The sequence below is a fragment of the Pampinifervens navoyensis genome (assembly GCF_046159715.1).
Taxonomy (GTDB): domain Bacteria; phylum Aquificota; class Aquificia; order Aquificales; family Aquificaceae; genus Pampinifervens.
Window position 1 is genome coordinate 13,026 of record NZ_JBJXCT010000014.1, and the last position, 17,479, is coordinate 30,504.

A 17,479-nucleotide genomic window follows, 5' to 3' on the forward strand; every position below is an offset into this window, starting at 1 on the left:
CCTCATAGATTTATTTTAACTACAGAACCCCTTTTCATCAGATGTGCAATGCCCTCAACTGCACCCTCAAAATCCATCACCATGCCCCCAAAGCCTCTGGCAAACTTCTCAGCGTCCTCCTTATTTGCAAAGGCTATTGCGGATGGAGAACAGCATGGCATGGCAGAAGAGCCAACCACATACCATGCGGAAAAACAGCTGAGGGGTCTGCAATTTATAAAGTCCCATGTCATACAGGATTCAATATCTTCCTCCCTTATGTTCTTGTAAAGCAATAATCCACAATGAGCACAGCAGGCTCTTATAATCCTCCCTCTTTTGAGCCTGTAAGTGAATTCAAGCCTCTTCTCTATGGGTTTTGTGCAGTAGGCACAGGAGGGCATAGCCTCTTCTATTGCTTCTCCAGCCTCTTCTCTCAGAAGCAGCTCCCCATGTTTTCTTACAATCCTCCCCTCCTTCTCAAGCTCCCTCACATCCCTGTATATGGTCATCAGCGATACCCCAAAGTGTTGAGCGAGGGCTTTGACGCTTCTATAGCCCTGGGGTATGAGCTCTATTATCTGCTCCTTTCTGTCCATGTTAAAATTATATTCCCGAAATGTCAAAGCACCTAATCTCTGTGAGAGACCTCAGTAGAGAGGATATTCACAAACTTAAATTCCTCTCTGAAAGATTTAGCAGGGGTGAGAGAGAAAGTCTTGAGGGTGATGTAGCTCTTCTTTTTCTTGAAAGTTCTACAAGGACGCGTTTTTCCTTTGAGAAGGCCTGTAGACTTCTCGGGCTCAGAACTTACTATGCAGGCAGAGGGGAAAGTTCAATAGAAAAGGGGGAGAGCTTTCGCGATACTGTCAGAAGTCTTCATGCTCTTGGCTTCAAGACTATTGTCTTCAGAATCCCTTATGTTCTCTTCCCCTATGAAGATTATATGAAAGAGAGCATAAGCCTTATAAACGCCGGAGACGGAACCCATCAACATCCCACCCAGGGGCTCATTGACCTTTTTACAGCCCAGGAAGTCCTCGGGTCTTTGGAGGGCAGGAGGGTGGTGTATGTGGGGGACATACTTCACAGCCGGGTCTTTCGTTCTGGGTCCTATCTTCTTAACCTTTATGGGGCGGAGATTGGGGTTTGCGGTCCGAGAACTCTTATACCCTCAGACCTTTCACCCTTCGGTGTGAAGCGTGTATTTGATAGCGTTGATGAAGCAATTGAATGGGCTGACCTGTGCATCTGGCTCCGCCTTCAGGAAGAGAGATTCAGGGAAAACTTTATAGCAAGCAAGGAGAGCTACTTTTTACAGTTTGGGCTCACCAGAGAAAGATACAAAAAGCTTAAGGGCTACTTTATGCATCCTGGGCCGGTGAACCTCTACGTGGATATTGACAGTGAGTTGCTTTATTCGGACAAGTCCCTTATTATGAGGCAGGTTGAAAAGGGGCTTTATGTGAGGATGGCAGTCCTTTACTGGGCTCTCAGGGATGGCTAAGATACTTCTGGGAGTAAGCTCAAGCATAGCCATATACAGAGCCTGTGAGTTGGTGAGGGAGCTGGTAAAGTCTGGACATCAGGTCAGGGTTGTCATGTCTCCCTTCTCTGAAAGGTTCATAAGCAGGCTCACCTTTCAGGCTCTTTCTGGAAACAGAGCCTATGTGGATTGGGAGGACGACCCCCTTCTTCATATAAACCTCCCCAGGTGGTCGGACCTGTTTCTTGTGGCACCCTGCAGTATAAATACCCTTTCAAAGATAGCATTGGGCATAGGGGACAATCTTCTTACCACCTGTGCCCTCTCTCACAAGGGCACTCTGATGCTCGCCCCTGCGGGGAATGTGGAGATGTATAAGAATCCTGCAGTGCAGGAAAACATCAAAAGGCTTAAAGACAGAGGCGTCATCATAATTGAACCGGAGGAGGGAAAGCTCCTGTGTGAGGAGGAAGGACAGGGAAGGCTTGCCTCTCTGGAAAGGCTCTTAGACTGGGTTGAGTATGCCTTGAGACCCAAACTCCTTGAAGGTAAGAGGGTTCTCATAACCGCAGGGTCCACAAGGGAGTTTATAGATTCTGTGAGGTTTATATCCAACCTCTCAAGTGGTCTTATGGGCTTCTCTCTTGCGAGGGTTTTCAGGTGGTATGGGGCTCAGGTTAAGGTGGTGGCAGGCTTTACCACCGCAGAGGAGCCTCCAGAGGTGGAGGTCATAAGGGTTGTCTCTGCGCAGGATATGTTTGAGAGGGTAATGCACCTCAAAGACTGGGCTGATATAGTGGTCATGAATGCGGCGGTAGCGGACTACAGACCGTCTGAAGTTTATGGAGGAAAGCTAAAAAAGCGTGAAAGGTTTACCCTTGAGCTGGTGAAAAACCCCGATATACTTGCTGAGCTGGGAAGGTCAGAGGGGGATAAGTTTCTGGTAGGCTTTGCGCTGGAAGAGAGGGAAAGACTAGAGGGAAACGCTCTGAAAAAACTTCAAGAAAAGAACCTTGACCTGATTGTGGCAAACCCACTGGAAAGTATGGGTTCAGAAACTTACGAGGGAAGGCTATTCTTTAGAGATGGAAGGAGACTTGATATAAAAGCTGGAAGAAAGCTCGAAGCCAGTGAGTTGATAGTGAAAGAGCTGATAAAGACCCTCCTTAAAGCCCCTTAAAGACTTCCTCCACCTCCAGCTCAAAGCCCTTGAGAGCCTTTGACCTTACTTTGCCCTTTTCTACGGCGGATGAGAAAAGCTCATAACCTTCTGGACTCAATGTGTATACGATTATGGCTTTCTCAAGGGGAAAGACTATCCAGTATTCCTGAACTCCGTTCCTTTCGTATATCTTCATCTTGTCAGTAAGGTCTCTGATAAGGGTAGAAGGGGAGACAACCTCCACCAAAAGGTCAGGTGCACCCTGTATGTTTTTCCCTATCCTGCCAGCGTCTGAGACAAAGACTATGTCCGGCTGCAGAACATTACCTTCATCCAACACCACATCAATCGGGGAGAAAACAACTTTACCCAGCCTACTCTCCTCTGAGTAAAGCCTCATGGGGATAAAGATTCTCGCCACTACCTCCTGATGCACAAAGCTTGGTGCGGGCATCTCATAAACCTCCCCATCAATGAGCTCTACTCTGGACTCTTCGGGATAGAGTTTGAAGAACTCCTCTGTGGTAAGTTTTGTCTTGACTTCCATCACAGACCCCCAAAAACCTCCTCCACCTCCAGCTCAAAGCCCTGCAGGACTCTTGACTTTACTTTGCCCTTCTCCGTGGCGTAGGAAAAGAGCTCATAACCCTTCTCTGTAAGCTCATAGACCATTATGGTCTTTTCTAAAGGAAACACAAGCCAGTATTCCCTTACACCATGCCTTTCATACAGCTTCATCTTGTCGGTTATGTCCCTCTTAAAAGTTGACGGAGAGACCACCTCCACCACAAGGTCTGGAGCCCCGTGTATCTTTTCCTTTACCTTGGATTGGTCAGATACATACACTATGTCAGGCTGAAGGACGGTATCCTCTGAAAATATCACATCTACGGGTGCGGTGAGAACAACACCTGACGACTTGCTGTCTGCATATATCCTCATAGGAAGGAGTATTCTTATAAGAACATCCTGATGTTTTGCACTTGGTGCGGGCATCTCATAAACCTCCCCGTCAATTAGCTCTATACGTGTCTCTTCCGGGTAGAGCCTGAAAAACTCATCCGCAGTCAGCCTCGTCCTTGTTTCCTCCATGAAACTAAATCTATTACACGATAACCTGCTTGGCAAAGAGAACCTGTGGTATTTTTCTGAGCTCCTGCATTACCTCCTCTGGCACCTGGTCGTCAAGGTTGAGAATTCCAAGGGCTATACCTCCTTTCCTTTCCCTTCCCAGTCTGAAACCTGCTATGTTCACGCCTGCATTACCCAGTATGCTGCCTATTTTCCCAATAACTCCCGGGACATCTCTGTTTTCAAAAACCAGCATTATACCCTCTGGTTCCACATCCACCCTGTATTGGTCAATCTGAAATATTCTTGGTATGTGCCCCTCCAGCACAGACCCGGCCACAACCCTCTCCGTGCTGTCGCCTCTCGCCACCACTTTGATGTAATGTTTGTAGTCTTCGCTCTCTTCTGAGGTAAGCTCTTCTACCTTTATTCCCCTGTCTCTTGCCACATAACTGGCGTTTATTATGTTTACAGGAAAGTCCACTGTTTCTTTTAAGATTCCCATGAGCACCGCCGACGCTATAGGATGAAAGTGAGGTGCTATATCACCCCTCACCTCTATATGAACCTCCCTTATACCTTCCTCCGACCACTGCACCAGGAATCTGCCCATTCTCTCCGCAAGGTCAAGGTGGGGTTTAATGAGGGTAAGGACAGAGAGGTCTGGGAAGGGTGCGTTCACCACATACTCTACCGTCTGTCCTCTCAGCGCCTTGATTACCTGCTGTGCAACGATTACCGCCACGTTTTCCTGAGACTCATAGGTGTTCGCTCCAATATGAGGCGACAGAGAAACATTTGGAAACTTTGATATATTGTCTACAAACTCCTTCGGAGGTGGTTCCACGGAAAAGACATCCAGTCCGACGCCCGCCAGCTTCCCGCTCTCCAGAGCCCATATGAGGTCTTCGTCCTTCACTATTCCACCCCTTGCACAGTTTATGAGGACTGCTCCATCCTTCATAATTTCAAACTCTCTTCTCGTAATCATATGCTTTGTCTCATGGGTCAGGGGTGCATGAATGGTAAGGATGTCTATCTGTTTTAGCATGTGGTGAAGATTGTCAAAGAGCTTTACCCCAAGCCTGTCTGCCTTTTCCCTCGGTATGTATGGGTCATAGGCGTATACGGTCATACCAAAGGCTTTTGCCCTTATGGCAACCTGAGAGCCTATGTTTCCTAGGCCAATTATTCCAAGGGTTTTTCCATAAAGCTCTGTTCCCATAAACTTCTTCCTGTCCCAGCGACCCTCCACCATACTCTTGTGGGCTATGTGGGCATTTCTCACCACGTTGAGCATGTGGCAGAGTGTAAGCTCTGTAGCCCCTATGGTGTTTGCTCCAGGCGTGTTTATGACAAGTATACCCCTCATAGAGGCGGATTCTATATCCACGTTGTCCACACCCACTCCGGCTCTACCTATAACCTTGAGATTCTCTCCTCTTTCTATCAGCTCCCTTGTAACCGGAGTCCTGCTTCTCGTTATAATGCAGTGGTAACCCCCCACCACCTCAAGCAGTTCTTCGTAGGATATATCTGGCTCGTTATCCACCTCAAAGTCAGGCTCACGCCTGAGAAGCTCAATACCCTTTTCAGATATGGGGTCGGTAATAAGGATTCTGTGCATATTAGACCTCCAGCAGAAGCGGTATTATATTAGAATAACATGAAAGTTGACCTGACGGCTTTTTTAAGAAAGGACAGCTCCAGTGGCTGGTCCCAAGAGGATTTCAAGAAACACATCAAAGAGAGCCTTGTGGAACTTATAAGGCTTGAGCTTGAGAATATCCCAAGGCAAGAGTGGGATAAAACCCTCAGAACATGGTCAAAGATATGCTCCTTTGCGGATAGCCTGGGCAAAAAAGAAGAGAAGGAAAGACAGGAGCTCTACAGGAAGTTTCAGTTTGACAGTATGATGGTTTACATCACGGAAGGTGTCATAGAGAAGCTGGAAATTGCTCGCTCCATTGGATTGTTGAAAAAGGGTGAAAGGCCAGAAAAGCTCATATCTCTGGGGCTTGAGTTTGCGGAAGAATCTGAGGAGACAAGGTTTATGAAAGCCTTTTTCAGAGCCTAAATTTATCCCTTATGAGAATTGCAGTTGGTATGAGTGGAGGTGTGGACAGTAGCGTCTGTGCCCTGCTCATGAAGGAGGCTGGTCACGAGGTAATTGGTATAACTCTTCGTTTCCATCAGGAGGTTTGCAGTGCTGGCGACCTCAGGGTCTGTTGCTCGCCTCAGGACGTGAGAGATGCGGCGAAGGTTTCCGAACACCTTGGCATTCCCCATCTTACCCTTAGCTGGGAAAAAATTTTTGAGGAGCGGGTAGTAAATTACTTTCTGGGGGAAACTCTTATGGGGAAAACCCCAAATCCATGTGCAATATGCAACAGGGAAGTAAAAACTGGCTTACTGGCAGAATATCTCAAAAAGGTTGTAGAGATTGACAGGCTTGCTACAGGACACTACGCAAGGTTTGTAGAATACAAGGGTAGAAGGCTCATAGCCCGCGGTAAAGACCAGAAGAGAGACCAGTCCTATTTTCTGAGCCTTGTAAAAAGAGAACATCTTGAGCTTCTTGAGTTTCCACTGGGAGAGCTAACCAAAGATGAGGTTAGACAGATAGCAAAAGATAGAAACCTTCCCGTCTGGAATAAGAAGGACTCGCAGGACGTGTGCTTTCTTATGGGAAAAGAACCTGGGGAGTTTGTAGAAGAAAGGGTTGGCTCTAAGGAAGGATACTTCTACTTTGAGGGCGAAGTTGTGGGCAGGCACAGAGGCTTTTTCCACTATACGGTAGGGCAGAGGAAGGGTCTGGGTGTGGCTCTGGGCTTCCCTGTGTATGTGTGCGGCGTGGATGCAGAAAAGAATGCGGTTTATCTGTGCAGAGAAAAGGAGCTCTATAGGGACTGGCTTTTGCTGGAGGGCGTAAACTTTCATCTTGAGCCTGAACTCTGGGAAAAGCCCCTGGCACAGATAAGATACAGGAACAGACCAGTGCCTGTGGAAAACATGGAAAAAACACCGGATGGCTATAGGGTAAAATTTGCAGAGCCAGTAAAAGGCATAACCCCCGGTCAGGTCTGCGCCTTCTATGAGGGGGATGTGCTTCTGGGTGGTGGCATAATAAAGGAATGATAGTCTACGGTAAAAACCCCGTTATTGAAGCCCTCAGGTCGGGCAGGGATGTGGAAAAGGTGCTCTTTGCCCACGACTCGCACCCTCCCCATCAGGTTGTCAAACTTTGCAAGGAGAGGGGCATAAAACTCCAGAAAGCACCGAGGCAGAAAATAGAAGAACTCGCCGGAACAAAAAAGACACAGGGAATTCTCGCCATACTGAGCCCAGTTGAGTATGTTGAAGCTCACAAACTTTTCAGGGAGACCGTAAAAAGAGGTTCCTTCTTTCTCACCCTTGACCATATCACAGACCCTCAGAACGTGGGAAACCTCTTAAGGACCTGCGAGGTTTTTGGTGGAGTTGGAGCGCTTATGCCAAAGGACAGAGCGTGTCCCATAAACGAGACCGTAGTCAAGGCATCTGCAGGCGCCGTTTTTTATCTCATGCTGGCAAGGGTGGGTAGCCTCGCAAGAGCTCTGAAAGACTTTAAGGAAATGGGTGGCTGGGTTGCGGCGGTGGAGAGGGGAGGCAGAGATATTAGAGATGTAGACCTTCCCACAGGATGCACTCTCGTGCTCGGTTCTGAGGGCGAAGGGATCTCAAGGAGCGTGCTCGAGCTGGCGGATATGGTGGTATCAATTCCCATGCAAGGCAGGATAAACTCACTCAATGTCTCATCTGCTGGAGCCATCGCCATGTGGGAGGTTTTTAGAAAAATACTTGACAAAGTTCCCGCTGGTGGATATAATAGATAAAGGTATAAAGGAAATCGGGACTCCGAGGTCCCGCGGTAAGGCTTGACAGAGTTTTACAAGGGAAATACATTATTACACTGTAGGTTGCGGTTGAGGGGATAAATCCCCTTGTCATCTTGAGAGCTGAATGTGTGTTTGGGTTATATAAGTCGGCTTAAAGGACTTGACAAAACCCGAAACATGGTATATAATAAAAAGTCCTGTTGAAAAATAGGGACCTATAGGTCCCTTGACATCTTGGCAACTGAATAAGGAGGAAGGACCCTAAAACTCGGGGTTTTCCTGAAGAGTTTGATCCTGGCTCAGCGCGAACGCTGGCGGCGTGCCTAACACATGCAAGTCGTGCGGGGTGGCTCTGCCACCCAGCGGCAAACGGGTGAGTAACACGTGAGTAACCTGCCCTCAGGAAGGGGATAACCCGGGGAAACTCGGGCTAATACCCTATAATGTCTGGAGTCACTGAGGCTCCAGACCAAAGGTGGCCTCTGCTCTGCATGCTACCGCCTGAGGAGGGGCTCGCGGCCCATCAGGTAGTTGGTGGGGTAACGGCCTACCAAGCCTATGACGGGTAGCCGGCCTGAGAGGGTGTCCGGCCACAGTGGGACTGAGACACGGCCCACACCCCTACGGGGGGCAGCAGTGGGGAATCGTGGGCAATGGGCGAAAGCCTGACCCCGCGACGCCGCGTGGAGGAAGAAGCCCTTCGGGGTGTAAACTCCTGTCAGGGGGGAAGATGCTCACAGGGGTGAATAATCTCTGTGGGTGACGGTACCCCCAGAGGAAGGGACGGCTAACTACGTGCCAGCAGCCGCGGTAATACGTAGGTCCCGAGCGTTGCGCGAATTCACTGGGCGTAAAGCGTCCGCAGCCGGATGGGTAAGCGGTTCGTCAAAGCCCACCGCTCAACGGTGGAAAGGCGTACCGAACTGCTCATCTTGAGGCACGCTCAGGCAGGCGGAATTCCCGGTGTAGCGGTGAAATGCGTAGATATCGGGAGGAACACCGAAGGCGAAGGCAGCCTGCTGGGGCTGTTCTGACGGTCAGGGACGAAAGCTGGGGGAGCAAACCGGATTAGATACCCGGGTAGTCCCAGCCGTAAACCATGGGCGCTAGACGTCGTCCGCAAGGGCGGTGTCTCAGCTAACGCGTTAAGCGCCCCGCCTGGGGAGTACGGGCGCAAGCCTGAAACTCAAAGGAATTGGCGGGGGCCCGCACAACCGGTGGAGCGTCTGGTTCAATTCGATGCTAACCGAAAAACCTTACCCGGGTTTGACATGATGGGAAACCCTTGCGAAAGCGAGGGGTGCCGTCCTCTGGACGGAATCCCATCACAGGTGGTGCATGGCCGTCGTCAGCTCGTGTCGTGAGATGTTGGGTTAAGTCCCGCAACGAGCGCAACCCCTGCCCTTAGTTGCCACTCTGCGGAGGGCACTCTAAGGGGACTGCCGGCGATAAGCCGGAGGAAGGCGGGGATGACGTCAGGTCAGTATGCCCTTTATGCCCGGGGCAACACAGGCGCTACAGTGGCCGGGACAATGGGAAGCAACCCAGAAATGGGAAGCAAATCCTCAAACCCGGTCATGGTGCAGATTGAGGGCTGAAACTCGCCCTCATAAAGCCGGAATCGGTAGTAATGGCGGATCAGCTAGGCCGCCGTGAATACGTTCTCGGGCCTTGCACACACCGCCCGTCACGCCACGGAAGTCAGTCTTCCCGGAAGCCCTCGGGCTAACCCGTAAGGGAGGTAGAGGACGATGGGAAGGCTGGCAACTGGGGCGAAGTCGTAACAAGGTAGCCGTAGGGGAACCTGCGGCTGGATCACCTCCTTTATAACGGAGATAGTTTTCAGGCTGTAAAGCCAATCAAACTCAGGGTCCTTCCTCCTTATTGAGCTGCCAGTCCTCTGGGCCTCTAGCTCAGTCGGTTAGAGCGTGCCCCTGATAAGGGCAAGGTCGGTGGTTCAAGTCCACCGAGGCCCATTATCTGGGGCAGGTCCAAGGGGATGTAGCTCAGCGGGAGAGCGCCTGCTTTGCAAGCAGGAGGTCGTGGGTTCAAATCCCACCATCTCCATGTCATCTTGGCAACTGAATAGGTTTTCCTTCCTTGTGGGTGTGCAAGTTAGTAAGGGTCCGGGGTGGATGCCTCGGCTGCCCGAGGGGATGAAGGGCGTGCTAAGCTGCGATAAGCCGGGTGGAGGCGCAAAGAGCCTTTGAGGCCCGGATGCCCGAATGGGGAAACCCGGCAGGGCGTTGAGCCCTGTCATCCGCGTAAGCGGAGCCAAAACGGGACGAAGTAAAACCTTCTAGTAGTCCCAGGAAAGGAAATCAACCGAGACTCCCCAAGTAGCGGCGAGCGAACGGGGACCAGCCCAAACCGTGCGGGTGCCATGGTGGCAGCCTTAGCTCGCACGGGGTAGCGGGACATGCACGGAGAGAACTGCCATTCTCTCAGGGAGTTACAAAACTGACACTTAGCCGAAGTGAGCTGGAATGCTCCGCCACAGAGGGTGAAAGCCCCGTAGGCAAAAGGTGTCAGTCTCCTGGGTGCGTGTTCCCAAGTACCACGGCCCCCGTGGAAGGTCGTGGGAATCTGGGGGGACCTCCCTCCAAGGCTAAGCACTACGGGCAGACCGATAGCGTATAGTACCGCGAGGGAAAGGTGAAAAGAACCCCGGAAGGGGAGTGAAATAGAACCTGAAACCCCGGATCCACAAGCCAGTGGAAGGGTCGTTTTGGCCCGACTGCGTGCCTTTTGCAGAATGAGCCAGGGAGTTGTCCTCAGCGGCGAGGTTAAGCCGTCAGGCGAAGCCGGAGCGAAAGCGAGTCCGAACAGGGCGTTAAGTCGCTGGGGGCAGGCGCGAAGCGGAACGATCTACCCATGTCCAGGGTGAAGGACGGGTAACGCCGTCTGGAGGCCCGAACGGGTCGGTGCTGCAAAACCGTCCGATGAGGTGTGGGTAGCGGTGAAAAGCCAATCGCGTTCCGTGATAGCTCGTTCTCCCCGAAATAGGTCGACGCCTAGCGTCATACGGTCCTTCCCGGAGGTAGAGCCACTGGTTGGGCTAGGGCCTCGAAAGGGGTACCGAACCCTGCCAAACTCCGAATGCCGGGAAAGGTAGTATGGCAGTCAGTCCCCGGGGGATAAGCTCCGGTGGACAAGAGGGAAACAGCCCAGACCGCCAGCTAAGGTCCCAAAATCCAGGCTAAGTGGGGAAGGATGTGCGGCTGCTAAGACAGCTGGGAGGTTGGCTTAGAGGCAGCCATCCTTTAAACAGTGCGTAACAGCTGACCGGCCGAGCGGCCGTGCGCCGAAAATTTAGCGGGGCTCAAGCCTGGTACCGAAGCTGCGGGCTCGCATATGCGAGCGGTAGGGGAGCGTTCCCTGTGGGCTGAAGTCTCGCCGTAAGGTGGGATGGACTGCAGGGAAGTGAGAATCCTGGCATGAGTAGCAGCGAAGACAGGTGAAAAACCTGTCCGCCGGAAGCCCCAGGTTTTGGCGGCAATGTAAATCATCCGCCAGTTAGCCGGGACCCTAAGGTGAGGCCGAAAGGCGTAGCCGATGGGAAGCAGGTCAACATTCCTGCGCCAGCGGTGTGGAGCCAGAGTCGTGACGCAGGAGGCTAGCAGAAGCCACCTATGGAATGGTGGTCCAAGGTAGTAGGAGGGGGTGGCAGGCAAATCCGTCACCCCATACTCCGAGAGCTGATGGGGTAACTTCTGCGACGCCACACTGCCGAGAAACAACGGCGCTGGCGCTGAAGCATCGCTGCCCGTACCGGAAACCGACACAGGTGGGCTGGGTTAGCAGCCTAAGGCGTCGGGGGAACTCTCCTCAAGGAACTCGGCAAATTGCCCCCGTACCCTCGGTAGAAGGGGGGCCCATGGGAGTGAAGTCCCTGCGGCGTAAGCTCCTGTGGGTCGCAGAGACCGGGTGGTGCCGACTGTTTATCAAAAACACAGGACTACGCAAACCCGTAAGGGGATGTATGTGGTCTGAAACCTGGCCAGTGCCCGTAGGTTAAGGGGAGGAGTGCAAGCTCCAAACCGAAGCCCGGGTAAACGCCGGCCGTAACTATGACGGTCCTAAGGTAGCGAAATTCCTTGTCGGGTAAGTAGGACTTGCCCGTGTCCGGCTCATATCGGGGGAGCCCTCCTGCCCAGAAAGGGCGTGGGGTAATCCCGAGGGAAGCCCATGGCTCGAGAGAGTTATGGAGCCCCGTAACGACTGACCCGAAAGGGAAGGCACGCTACAGATGCGTGCAACACGCCGGCTCTCACCCGATGCCACAGGCATCGCAGAAAGGGCTATGGAGGTCAGCATGCTTAACCCCTGGTATATAACAGGGCTTGTGGAAGGTGAAGGTTGCTTCTCAGTGAGCTTTAACCTGAGAGATAGGCTTAAGGTAAGGATAGAAACCCGTCCCTCCTTCTCCTTGTCTCTCAACAGGAGAGACCTCAACCTGCTCAAGCAGGTTCATGCTTACTTTGGAGTAGGTGGAATAAGGTTCTCTAAGAGTGATGATACCTACAAATACGAAGTGAGGGACATAAAAGCTCTTAGCGAGCGGATAATACCTCACTTTGAAGCCTATCCTCTACAGGGAGCAAAGAAAGAAGACTTTGAAAAGTTCAAAAGCATATGTAGAATGGTCAGAGCAAACCTTCACCTTTCCAGAAAGCACCTGCCAGAGATAATAGAGCTTGCCTACAGCATAAATCCATCTGGCAGGAGAAAGTATACAAAAGAAGACCTCCTAAGGCTCTTGGTGGGATGAAGGTATAGTCTACCCCCCATGGAAACATGGGTAAGGGTGAAGTTCCGACCTGCATGAATGGTCCAACGAGTGCCACGCTGTCTCGAGGAGAGTCCCGGCGAAATTGTAATGCCGGTCAAGATGCCGGCTACCCGCGGCAGGACGGAAAGACCCCGTGAAGCTTCACTGTAGTCTGGCATTGAGCCTTGGCTTGCCCTGCGCAGGATAGGTGGGAGCCTGTGAAGTCCCTCCTCCGGGAGGGATGGAGGCGCCGGTGAGATACCACCCTGGGCAGGCTGAGGCCCTAACCGAGCGGTGTCATCCACCGCCGGGACCGTGCCAGATGGGCAGTTTAGCTGGGGCGGCTGCCTCCCAAAAGGTAACGGAGGCGTCCAAAGGTACCCTCAGGCGGGTCGGAAATCCGCCGTAGAGTACAAGGGCAGAAGGGTGCCTGACTGTGAGGCAGACATGCCGAGCAGAGGCGAAAGCCGGGCCTAGTGACCCACTGGTTCTTCGGGGAAGGGCCAGTGATCAGCGGATAAAAGCTACTCCGGGGATAACAGGCTAATCTCCCCCGAGAGCCCACATCGACGGGGAGGTTTGGTACCTCGATGTCGGCTCCCCCCATCCTGGGGCTGAAGCAGGTCCCAAGGGTTGGGCTGTTCGCCCATTAAAGGGGGACGCGAGCTGGGTTCAGAACGTCGCGAGACAGTTCGGTCCCTATCCGCCGCGGGCGCAGGAGTCTTGAGTGGGTCCGTCCCTAGTACGAGAGGACCGGGACGGGGCAGGCTCTGGTGTGCCGGTTATCTCTCCAGAGGTAGCGCCGGGTAGCCATCCTGCTACGGGATAAGCGCTGAAAGCATCTAAGCGCGAAGCCCACCACAAGATAAGGACTCCCTGAAGGGCCCTGGAAGACTACCAGGTTGATAGGCAGCAGGTGGAAGCTCCGCAAGGGGTGTAGCCAAGCTGTACTAATAGCCCGTTCGGCTTGCACACCCACAGGAAGGAAAACCTATTGAGTTGCCAGTTTGAAAGCTTCCCTCGGGACCATAGCGGAGGGGAAACACCCGGTTTCCATTCCGAACCCGGCAGTTAAGCCCTCCAGCGCCGATGATACTGTGCTGGGCGAACGGCACGGGAAAGTAGGTCGTCCCGGGGGTTAAAAACCTTCCTCCAGATACACTTCCAGAAGCCTTTTAAAGAGTTTGCCGTGATTTCTGTATCTCAGATGCAGTAGTTCGTGAACTATTATTCTGTCCATGTCTGCTGACTCCATTTCTAGCACTGTGCTGTCAAAGGTTATTCTTCCTTTGCTTGAACAGCTTGCCAGCTTATTTTTCATGTTCCTTATGTGGATTTCCCTGAGTTTTTCATCAACTTTGAGCTTTTTTGCCCACAGCCTTACTCTCTCTTTAAACTCCTGAGATGTCATGTCTGTCGCATGATGTTGAGAATTTCTTCTGTTAACTCTACTGCTTTTGGGTTATTCTGTGGCTCAAGTAATTTGATTATCTCTCTTCTTAAATTCCTTTCCTGTTCCCGACTTCTGCGCCAGTGGGGATGGTCAGAAAAGAGCTCGCTTATCCTCTTTGCCTTTTCCCCGCTCTCTTTTATGCCTTCTCTTTTTAAGAGCCTGTATATGGCAAAGACCTCTGGGGCAAGGCCTTTCTCTGCCCTTTCCCTTTCTAACTCTTCGTATTCTTCATAGAGTTTTTTGAGCTCTTCAATGACCTTCTGTGTGCTTTTCTGTCCTCTCCTGTAGCTCTCCAGCACGTTTTCAAGTTTCTGGGCGAGGGATATTACATGGGGCTTGGTTTTCATTTCCTGCTGGAAGAGCCTTTGAAGGCCTTTAGTGAGGTTGTAAACCTTCTCACTGTCGGGTACATCCTCTTTCTGTAGTTCTCTGAGTATTTCCTCGTTAATCTCGTATACATAGGTCGCCTGCCCTATTTCTCCCTGTTTTGTGTGTTTTCTTACGAGCTCCTCCACCTTCTTTGTAAACTCCCTGTCTATGTTCTTCCCTGGCTCGTAATACTGTCTGACCACAAGGTAGAGCCTTATCAGACCTTCCACTCTCTGCAGGTAGGGTCTCAGGAAAGGGTCTGGAGAGAGTATGTTGTAGATGTCTGTTATGTCTATGTAGAGTCTGTAAAATTTTTCTCTTTTTTCTTCGTCCCGGAGGTGCTCCAGGGCAAGCTCCAGTATTTTGTCCTCCGAGTATGAGCTCAAAAAGACTTCTCTCAGCTCCTCCATGTCTTTGAACTCCATAAGGCTGGCGAACTTCTCCTTTAGCTTCTGAAGGTCTTCTGCCACTCCTTCTACATCTGCAGAGTCAAAGGCAAGGGCTTTCTGGAGGTTTGCAAAGATGCCCACAAAGTCCACGATAAGACCTGCGGGTTTCTTTCTGCCATACTGGTCTTCGTAGGGCCTGTTTACCCTCGCTATAGTCTGGAGCAGGACATGGTCCCTCATGGGCTTGTCAAGATAAAGACAGTAGAGAAGGGGCGCATCAAAGCCAGTTAGCAGTTTGCTGGTGACTATGAGGATTTTGGGGTTTTTCTCCGGGTCAAGGAAGTTCTTTCTGATGAGTTTTTCCTCTTCCTCTTCAAGATAGTGAAGCCTCATGTGCTCCGGGTCTGTCTGATGCCTGCTGTATACTACCCTTGAGTATTCTGGTGGCAGGTATCTGTCAAGCTCTTCTTTGTAGAGGGCGCAGGCTTCTCTGTCTACTGCCACCACAAAGGCCTTGTATCCCAGAGGTTCCACATACTCCCTGTAATGCTCTGCGATATAGCGGGCAACCTTTTCAATCCTGCTTCTGCTTTTGAGGGCGTTCTTTAGTCTGACAGCCTTGTCAAGTATCCTGTCAAGAGCTTCCACATCGCTGATGCCTTCCGCTTCTTTGAGGTTCAAAAATTCCTCTTCCAGCAGCTTCTTGTCAACGGTGAGCTCACTGGGGGCAAAGCTGTAGTGAAGGGGAAGGGTTGTCCCATCTGCTATGGACTCGGCTATGCTGTATTTGTCAAGGTATCCCTGTGGCGGGTCATCCCTGCCGAAAATCACAAAGGTGCTCCTGCCCCTGTCTATGGGCGTGCCCGTAAAGCCTATAAAGGTAGCGTTGGGCAGAGCTCCCATCAGATAGTTTCCAAGGGCGCCCGATGTGGTTCTGTGTGCCTCGTCAATGAGCACAAAGATGTTTTCTCTGGTGTTTATGTTGGCAGGCATGCCCTCAAACTTGTGTATGGTGGAGACTATAATGCCCCTTGTGTCCTCTTCCAGAAGCCTTCTGAGCTCTTCCCTGCTGTCTGCAACTTTTACATGAATTCCCACAGACCTGAGGTTCATAAAAAGCTGGCTTTCCAGTTCCAGCCTGTCCACCAGCATGAGCACTGTGGGATTTTCAAAGAAGGGGCTTTCAATGAGCCTCCTAGCGGTCACAATCATGGTGTAGGTCTTTCCAGAGCCCTGAGTGTGCCAGATGAGACCTCTTTTCTTTTCCTTTTCCTGTGCCCTCTGAAGGATCTTGTTGACCGCACGCACCTGATGGGGTCTGAGTATCACCTTCTGCAGGCGTCCGTCCCTCTCCGGGAAAAGTAGGTATTCGGTTATAAGCTCCAGAAGCCTCTCGGGCTGGAAAAAGGACTTTACGAGACTTTCAAAGTCTCCCGCCTGTTCCTCTTTCCAGTTATACAGTCCCTTTGAGCTTGCGTTCCATGTGGCACCATATAAAAAGCTGATAAGATGCGTAAGCACAAAAGCCTGCTCAATAGCAAGTAGCTCGGGGCACCTCTCGTGATACCTCCTGACCTGAGATAGAGCTTCCTCCACCGCATCAATTTTATAGGGAGCCTTTGCTTCCGCAAAGACAACCGGTATGCCGTTTATGAAAAAGACCACGTCCTGCCTTATGGACTCTGAGCCATTAGTAAAGGTAAACTCATCTGTGATGTGAAAAACATTTCTGTGGGGGTTTTCTGTATCTATTAGCTTTATGTTCCTTTCTCTCCTCTCGGTTTCTATGTAGATGGTTTTCTGACCCTTCAGAAACTGCCAGACGGTCAGGTTTCCATGGATGTCAGGCCTGACCCTTTCAAGCTCCCTGAGAACATCCATTGCCTTCTGCTCTGTTAGAAAGGGGTTAAGCTCCGTTATTTTTGGTATGAAAACTTTCTCAAGTATAGCTTTGGCGCTGTTGAGCCTGAGGTTCTGGACCTCCTCGGGGCTTATGTATTTCCAGCCTGCCTGAGTGGCATACCTGATAACAGGCTCCTGCACCGAGCGCCTTTCCGAAAACCTCAACTTTCCTTCCACCTTACTCTAATTTTACCGCTCATGAGGTTGTGCAAAAGGCTCTTAAAGAGGTTCTCAAGGGCTCTTTTTCGTTCTTCTTCTTTCTGAATTTTTTCGTCCACTGCCTGCAGAATGCTGGCTATTTGTTTTTGCTCTTCAAGTGGGGGGAGGGGGAGGGGGACCGTTTCAAACTTTGATTTATTCACTATTGGAACAGTTGTTATTGATTTTAATGAGTTTAATACTTCCTGAACTGTATTGTGCTGTAGAGCGTGGAAGATATACAACCCATAGGCACCTGAATTGGGAGTTATTGAATTAATCTGCTGGTTGAATGCTACAGGTTTGGTCGTGTAACCCACTCTTCCTATTATCCCGATGCAGGATACGAGTATGGAGCCAGCCAGAGCTATGCGTGCCTTGCTTAATGCCTTTTCAGATATCTTTTCCGTAGCAGTTGATATGAATCTGTTCTTTAAGTCTGGAGGCTTTACAAAGTCAAAAGTGCCAGAAGCCCAGTATTCTGGATTTCCCTTTGATGGTGTATTACCAGTGGAAATCTTACCTACCTCCCCCAATCTCACCACATTCCAGTGAGCCGGCAAAGGTCCTATTTCGGTGTCTTTGAGCTCCACCCTTTCCACCTCGTCCAGTGGCACAGGTCCGTAGGTAAAAAGGTGCTTCATAAGAGACTTTTTGAGCTCCTTTGTTGCCCTTATGACTTCTTCGGTTTTTTCTATGGATTCCTGCACCCTCCGAAGCACCTCCGCAATGGCTTTTTGCTCCTCAAGAGGGGGGAGGGGGAAAAGAAGATTGTAAAGGACATTTTTAGACAGCCTTCTTCTTCCTGTTGTCCCTTCCAT

General features: G+C 51.0%; 12 protein-coding genes, 2 tRNA genes and 3 rRNA genes. 10 read left to right on the top strand and 7 right to left on the bottom strand.

Annotated elements, in window-relative coordinates; all coding sequences use genetic code 11:
- Window positions 1-2 precede the first annotated feature (2 nt).
- Window positions 3-578: a DeoR family transcriptional regulator gene (locus ACKRDP_RS09030; RefSeq protein WP_409154436.1), complete on the bottom strand. Its 576-nt coding sequence runs from the start codon at window positions 576-578 to the stop codon at window positions 3-5.
- A 20-nt stretch (window positions 579-598) separates the two neighbouring features.
- Here ACKRDP_RS09030 and ACKRDP_RS09035 point away from each other — a divergent pair, with 20 nt between their 5' ends.
- Both ACKRDP_RS09035 and coaBC read left to right on the top strand, forming a co-directional pair.
- Window positions 599-1,486 carry an aspartate carbamoyltransferase catalytic subunit gene (locus tag ACKRDP_RS09035; protein WP_409154437.1) on the top strand — a complete coding sequence of 296 codons (888 nt, stop codon included), beginning with the start codon at window positions 599-601 and terminating at the stop codon, window positions 1,484-1,486.
- The gene (coaBC, locus tag ACKRDP_RS09040) at window positions 1,479-2,645 is read left to right on the top strand and encodes a bifunctional phosphopantothenoylcysteine decarboxylase/phosphopantothenate--cysteine ligase CoaBC (RefSeq protein WP_409154438.1); all 1,167 of its coding nucleotides are present in this window, start codon (window positions 1,479-1,481) and stop codon (window positions 2,643-2,645) included. Before ACKRDP_RS09035 ends, coaBC begins: the two co-directional genes overlap by 8 nt.
- Here coaBC and ACKRDP_RS09045 read toward each other — a convergent pair.
- Genes ACKRDP_RS09045 through serA form a run of 3 tightly spaced genes read right to left on the bottom strand, consistent with a single transcriptional unit; the run spans window position 2,632 to window position 5,325 of the window.
- A complete protein-coding gene (locus ACKRDP_RS09045; RefSeq protein WP_409154439.1) occupies window positions 2,632-3,174 on the bottom strand; it encodes a Uma2 family endonuclease in 543 nt (180 codons plus the stop codon). The genes coaBC and ACKRDP_RS09045 overlap by 14 nt on opposite strands.
- Complete coding sequence (locus tag ACKRDP_RS09050; RefSeq protein WP_409154440.1) at window positions 3,174-3,719, bottom strand: Uma2 family endonuclease; 546 nt, start codon at window positions 3,717-3,719, stop codon at window positions 3,174-3,176. Before ACKRDP_RS09050 ends, ACKRDP_RS09045 begins: the two co-directional genes overlap by 1 nt.
- Before the next feature lie 13 nt (window positions 3,720-3,732).
- A complete protein-coding gene (gene serA / locus ACKRDP_RS09055; RefSeq protein WP_409154441.1) occupies window positions 3,733-5,325 on the bottom strand; it encodes a phosphoglycerate dehydrogenase in 1,593 nt (530 codons plus the stop codon).
- Window positions 5,326-5,364: 39 nt separating this feature from the next.
- Between serA and ACKRDP_RS09060 the strand changes: the two genes are divergently transcribed.
- The 8 genes from ACKRDP_RS09060 to rrf all read left to right on the top strand — a co-directional run bounded on the left by ACKRDP_RS09060 (window position 5,365) and on the right by rrf (window position 13,485).
- Window positions 5,365-5,775, top strand: a complete 411-nt coding sequence (locus ACKRDP_RS09060) for a hypothetical protein (protein WP_409154442.1) — start codon at window positions 5,365-5,367, stop codon at window positions 5,773-5,775.
- A gap of 11 nt (window positions 5,776-5,786) precedes the next feature.
- Window positions 5,787-6,836, top strand: coding sequence for a tRNA 2-thiouridine(34) synthase MnmA (mnmA, locus tag ACKRDP_RS09065; RefSeq protein ID WP_409154443.1), 1,050 nt, complete (start codon window positions 5,787-5,789; stop codon window positions 6,834-6,836).
- Window positions 6,833-7,573: a 23S rRNA (guanosine(2251)-2'-O)-methyltransferase RlmB gene (rlmB, locus tag ACKRDP_RS09070; RefSeq protein WP_409154444.1), complete on the top strand. Its 741-nt coding sequence runs from the start codon at window positions 6,833-6,835 to the stop codon at window positions 7,571-7,573. Before mnmA ends, rlmB begins: the two co-directional genes overlap by 4 nt.
- Before the next feature lie 279 nt (window positions 7,574-7,852).
- A 16S ribosomal RNA gene (locus ACKRDP_RS09075) occupies window positions 7,853-9,402 on the top strand.
- Between the two features lie 76 nt (window positions 9,403-9,478).
- Window positions 9,479-9,552, top strand: a tRNA-Ile gene (locus tag ACKRDP_RS09080).
- Between the two features lie 19 nt (window positions 9,553-9,571).
- A tRNA-Ala gene (locus ACKRDP_RS09085) sits at window positions 9,572-9,643 on the top strand.
- 41 nt (window positions 9,644-9,684) lie between these two features.
- Window positions 9,685-13,322, top strand: a 23S ribosomal RNA gene (locus ACKRDP_RS09090).
- Window positions 13,323-13,365: 43 nt separating this feature from the next.
- A 5S ribosomal RNA gene (rrf, locus tag ACKRDP_RS09095) occupies window positions 13,366-13,485 on the top strand.
- The 16S, 23S and 5S rRNA genes sit together here with 2 tRNA genes alongside, the layout of an rRNA operon.
- On the opposite strand, the gene ACKRDP_RS09100 is transcribed toward rrf, so the two are convergent.
- The 3 genes from ACKRDP_RS09100 to ACKRDP_RS09110 all read right to left on the bottom strand — a co-directional run.
- The gene (locus ACKRDP_RS09100) at window positions 13,486-13,758 is read right to left on the bottom strand and encodes a M48 metallopeptidase family protein (protein WP_409154445.1); all 273 of its coding nucleotides are present in this window, start codon (window positions 13,756-13,758) and stop codon (window positions 13,486-13,488) included.
- A complete protein-coding gene (locus ACKRDP_RS09105; protein WP_409154446.1) occupies window positions 13,755-16,637 on the bottom strand; it encodes a type I restriction endonuclease subunit R in 2,883 nt (960 codons plus the stop codon). Before ACKRDP_RS09105 ends, ACKRDP_RS09100 begins: the two co-directional genes overlap by 4 nt.
- Window positions 16,622-17,479 (bottom strand): restriction endonuclease subunit S (locus ACKRDP_RS09110; protein WP_409154447.1); only part of this gene is annotated, 858 nt, incomplete at its 5' end. The genes ACKRDP_RS09110 and ACKRDP_RS09105, both read right to left, overlap by 16 nt.

Coding starts and splice junctions, on each gene's coding strand:
- ACKRDP_RS09030 (WP_409154436.1), bottom strand. CDS start 578: ATGGACAGAAAGGAGCAGATAATAGAGCTCATACCCCAGGGCTATAGA.
- ACKRDP_RS09035 (WP_409154437.1), top strand. CDS start 599: ATGTCAAAGCACCTAATCTCTGTGAGAGACCTCAGTAGAGAGGATATT.
- coaBC (WP_409154438.1), top strand. CDS start 1,479: ATGGCTAAGATACTTCTGGGAGTAAGCTCAAGCATAGCCATATACAGA.
- ACKRDP_RS09045 (WP_409154439.1), bottom strand. CDS start 3,174: ATGGAAGTCAAGACAAAACTTACCACAGAGGAGTTCTTCAAACTCTAT.
- ACKRDP_RS09050 (WP_409154440.1), bottom strand. CDS start 3,719: ATGGAGGAAACAAGGACGAGGCTGACTGCGGATGAGTTTTTCAGGCTC.
- serA (WP_409154441.1), bottom strand. CDS start 5,325: ATGCACAGAATCCTTATTACCGACCCCATATCTGAAAAGGGTATTGAG.
- ACKRDP_RS09060 (WP_409154442.1), top strand. CDS start 5,365: ATGAAAGTTGACCTGACGGCTTTTTTAAGAAAGGACAGCTCCAGTGGC.
- mnmA (WP_409154443.1), top strand. CDS start 5,787: ATGAGAATTGCAGTTGGTATGAGTGGAGGTGTGGACAGTAGCGTCTGT.
- rlmB (WP_409154444.1), top strand. CDS start 6,833: ATGATAGTCTACGGTAAAAACCCCGTTATTGAAGCCCTCAGGTCGGGC.
- ACKRDP_RS09100 (WP_409154445.1), bottom strand. CDS start 13,758: ATGACATCTCAGGAGTTTAAAGAGAGAGTAAGGCTGTGGGCAAAAAAG.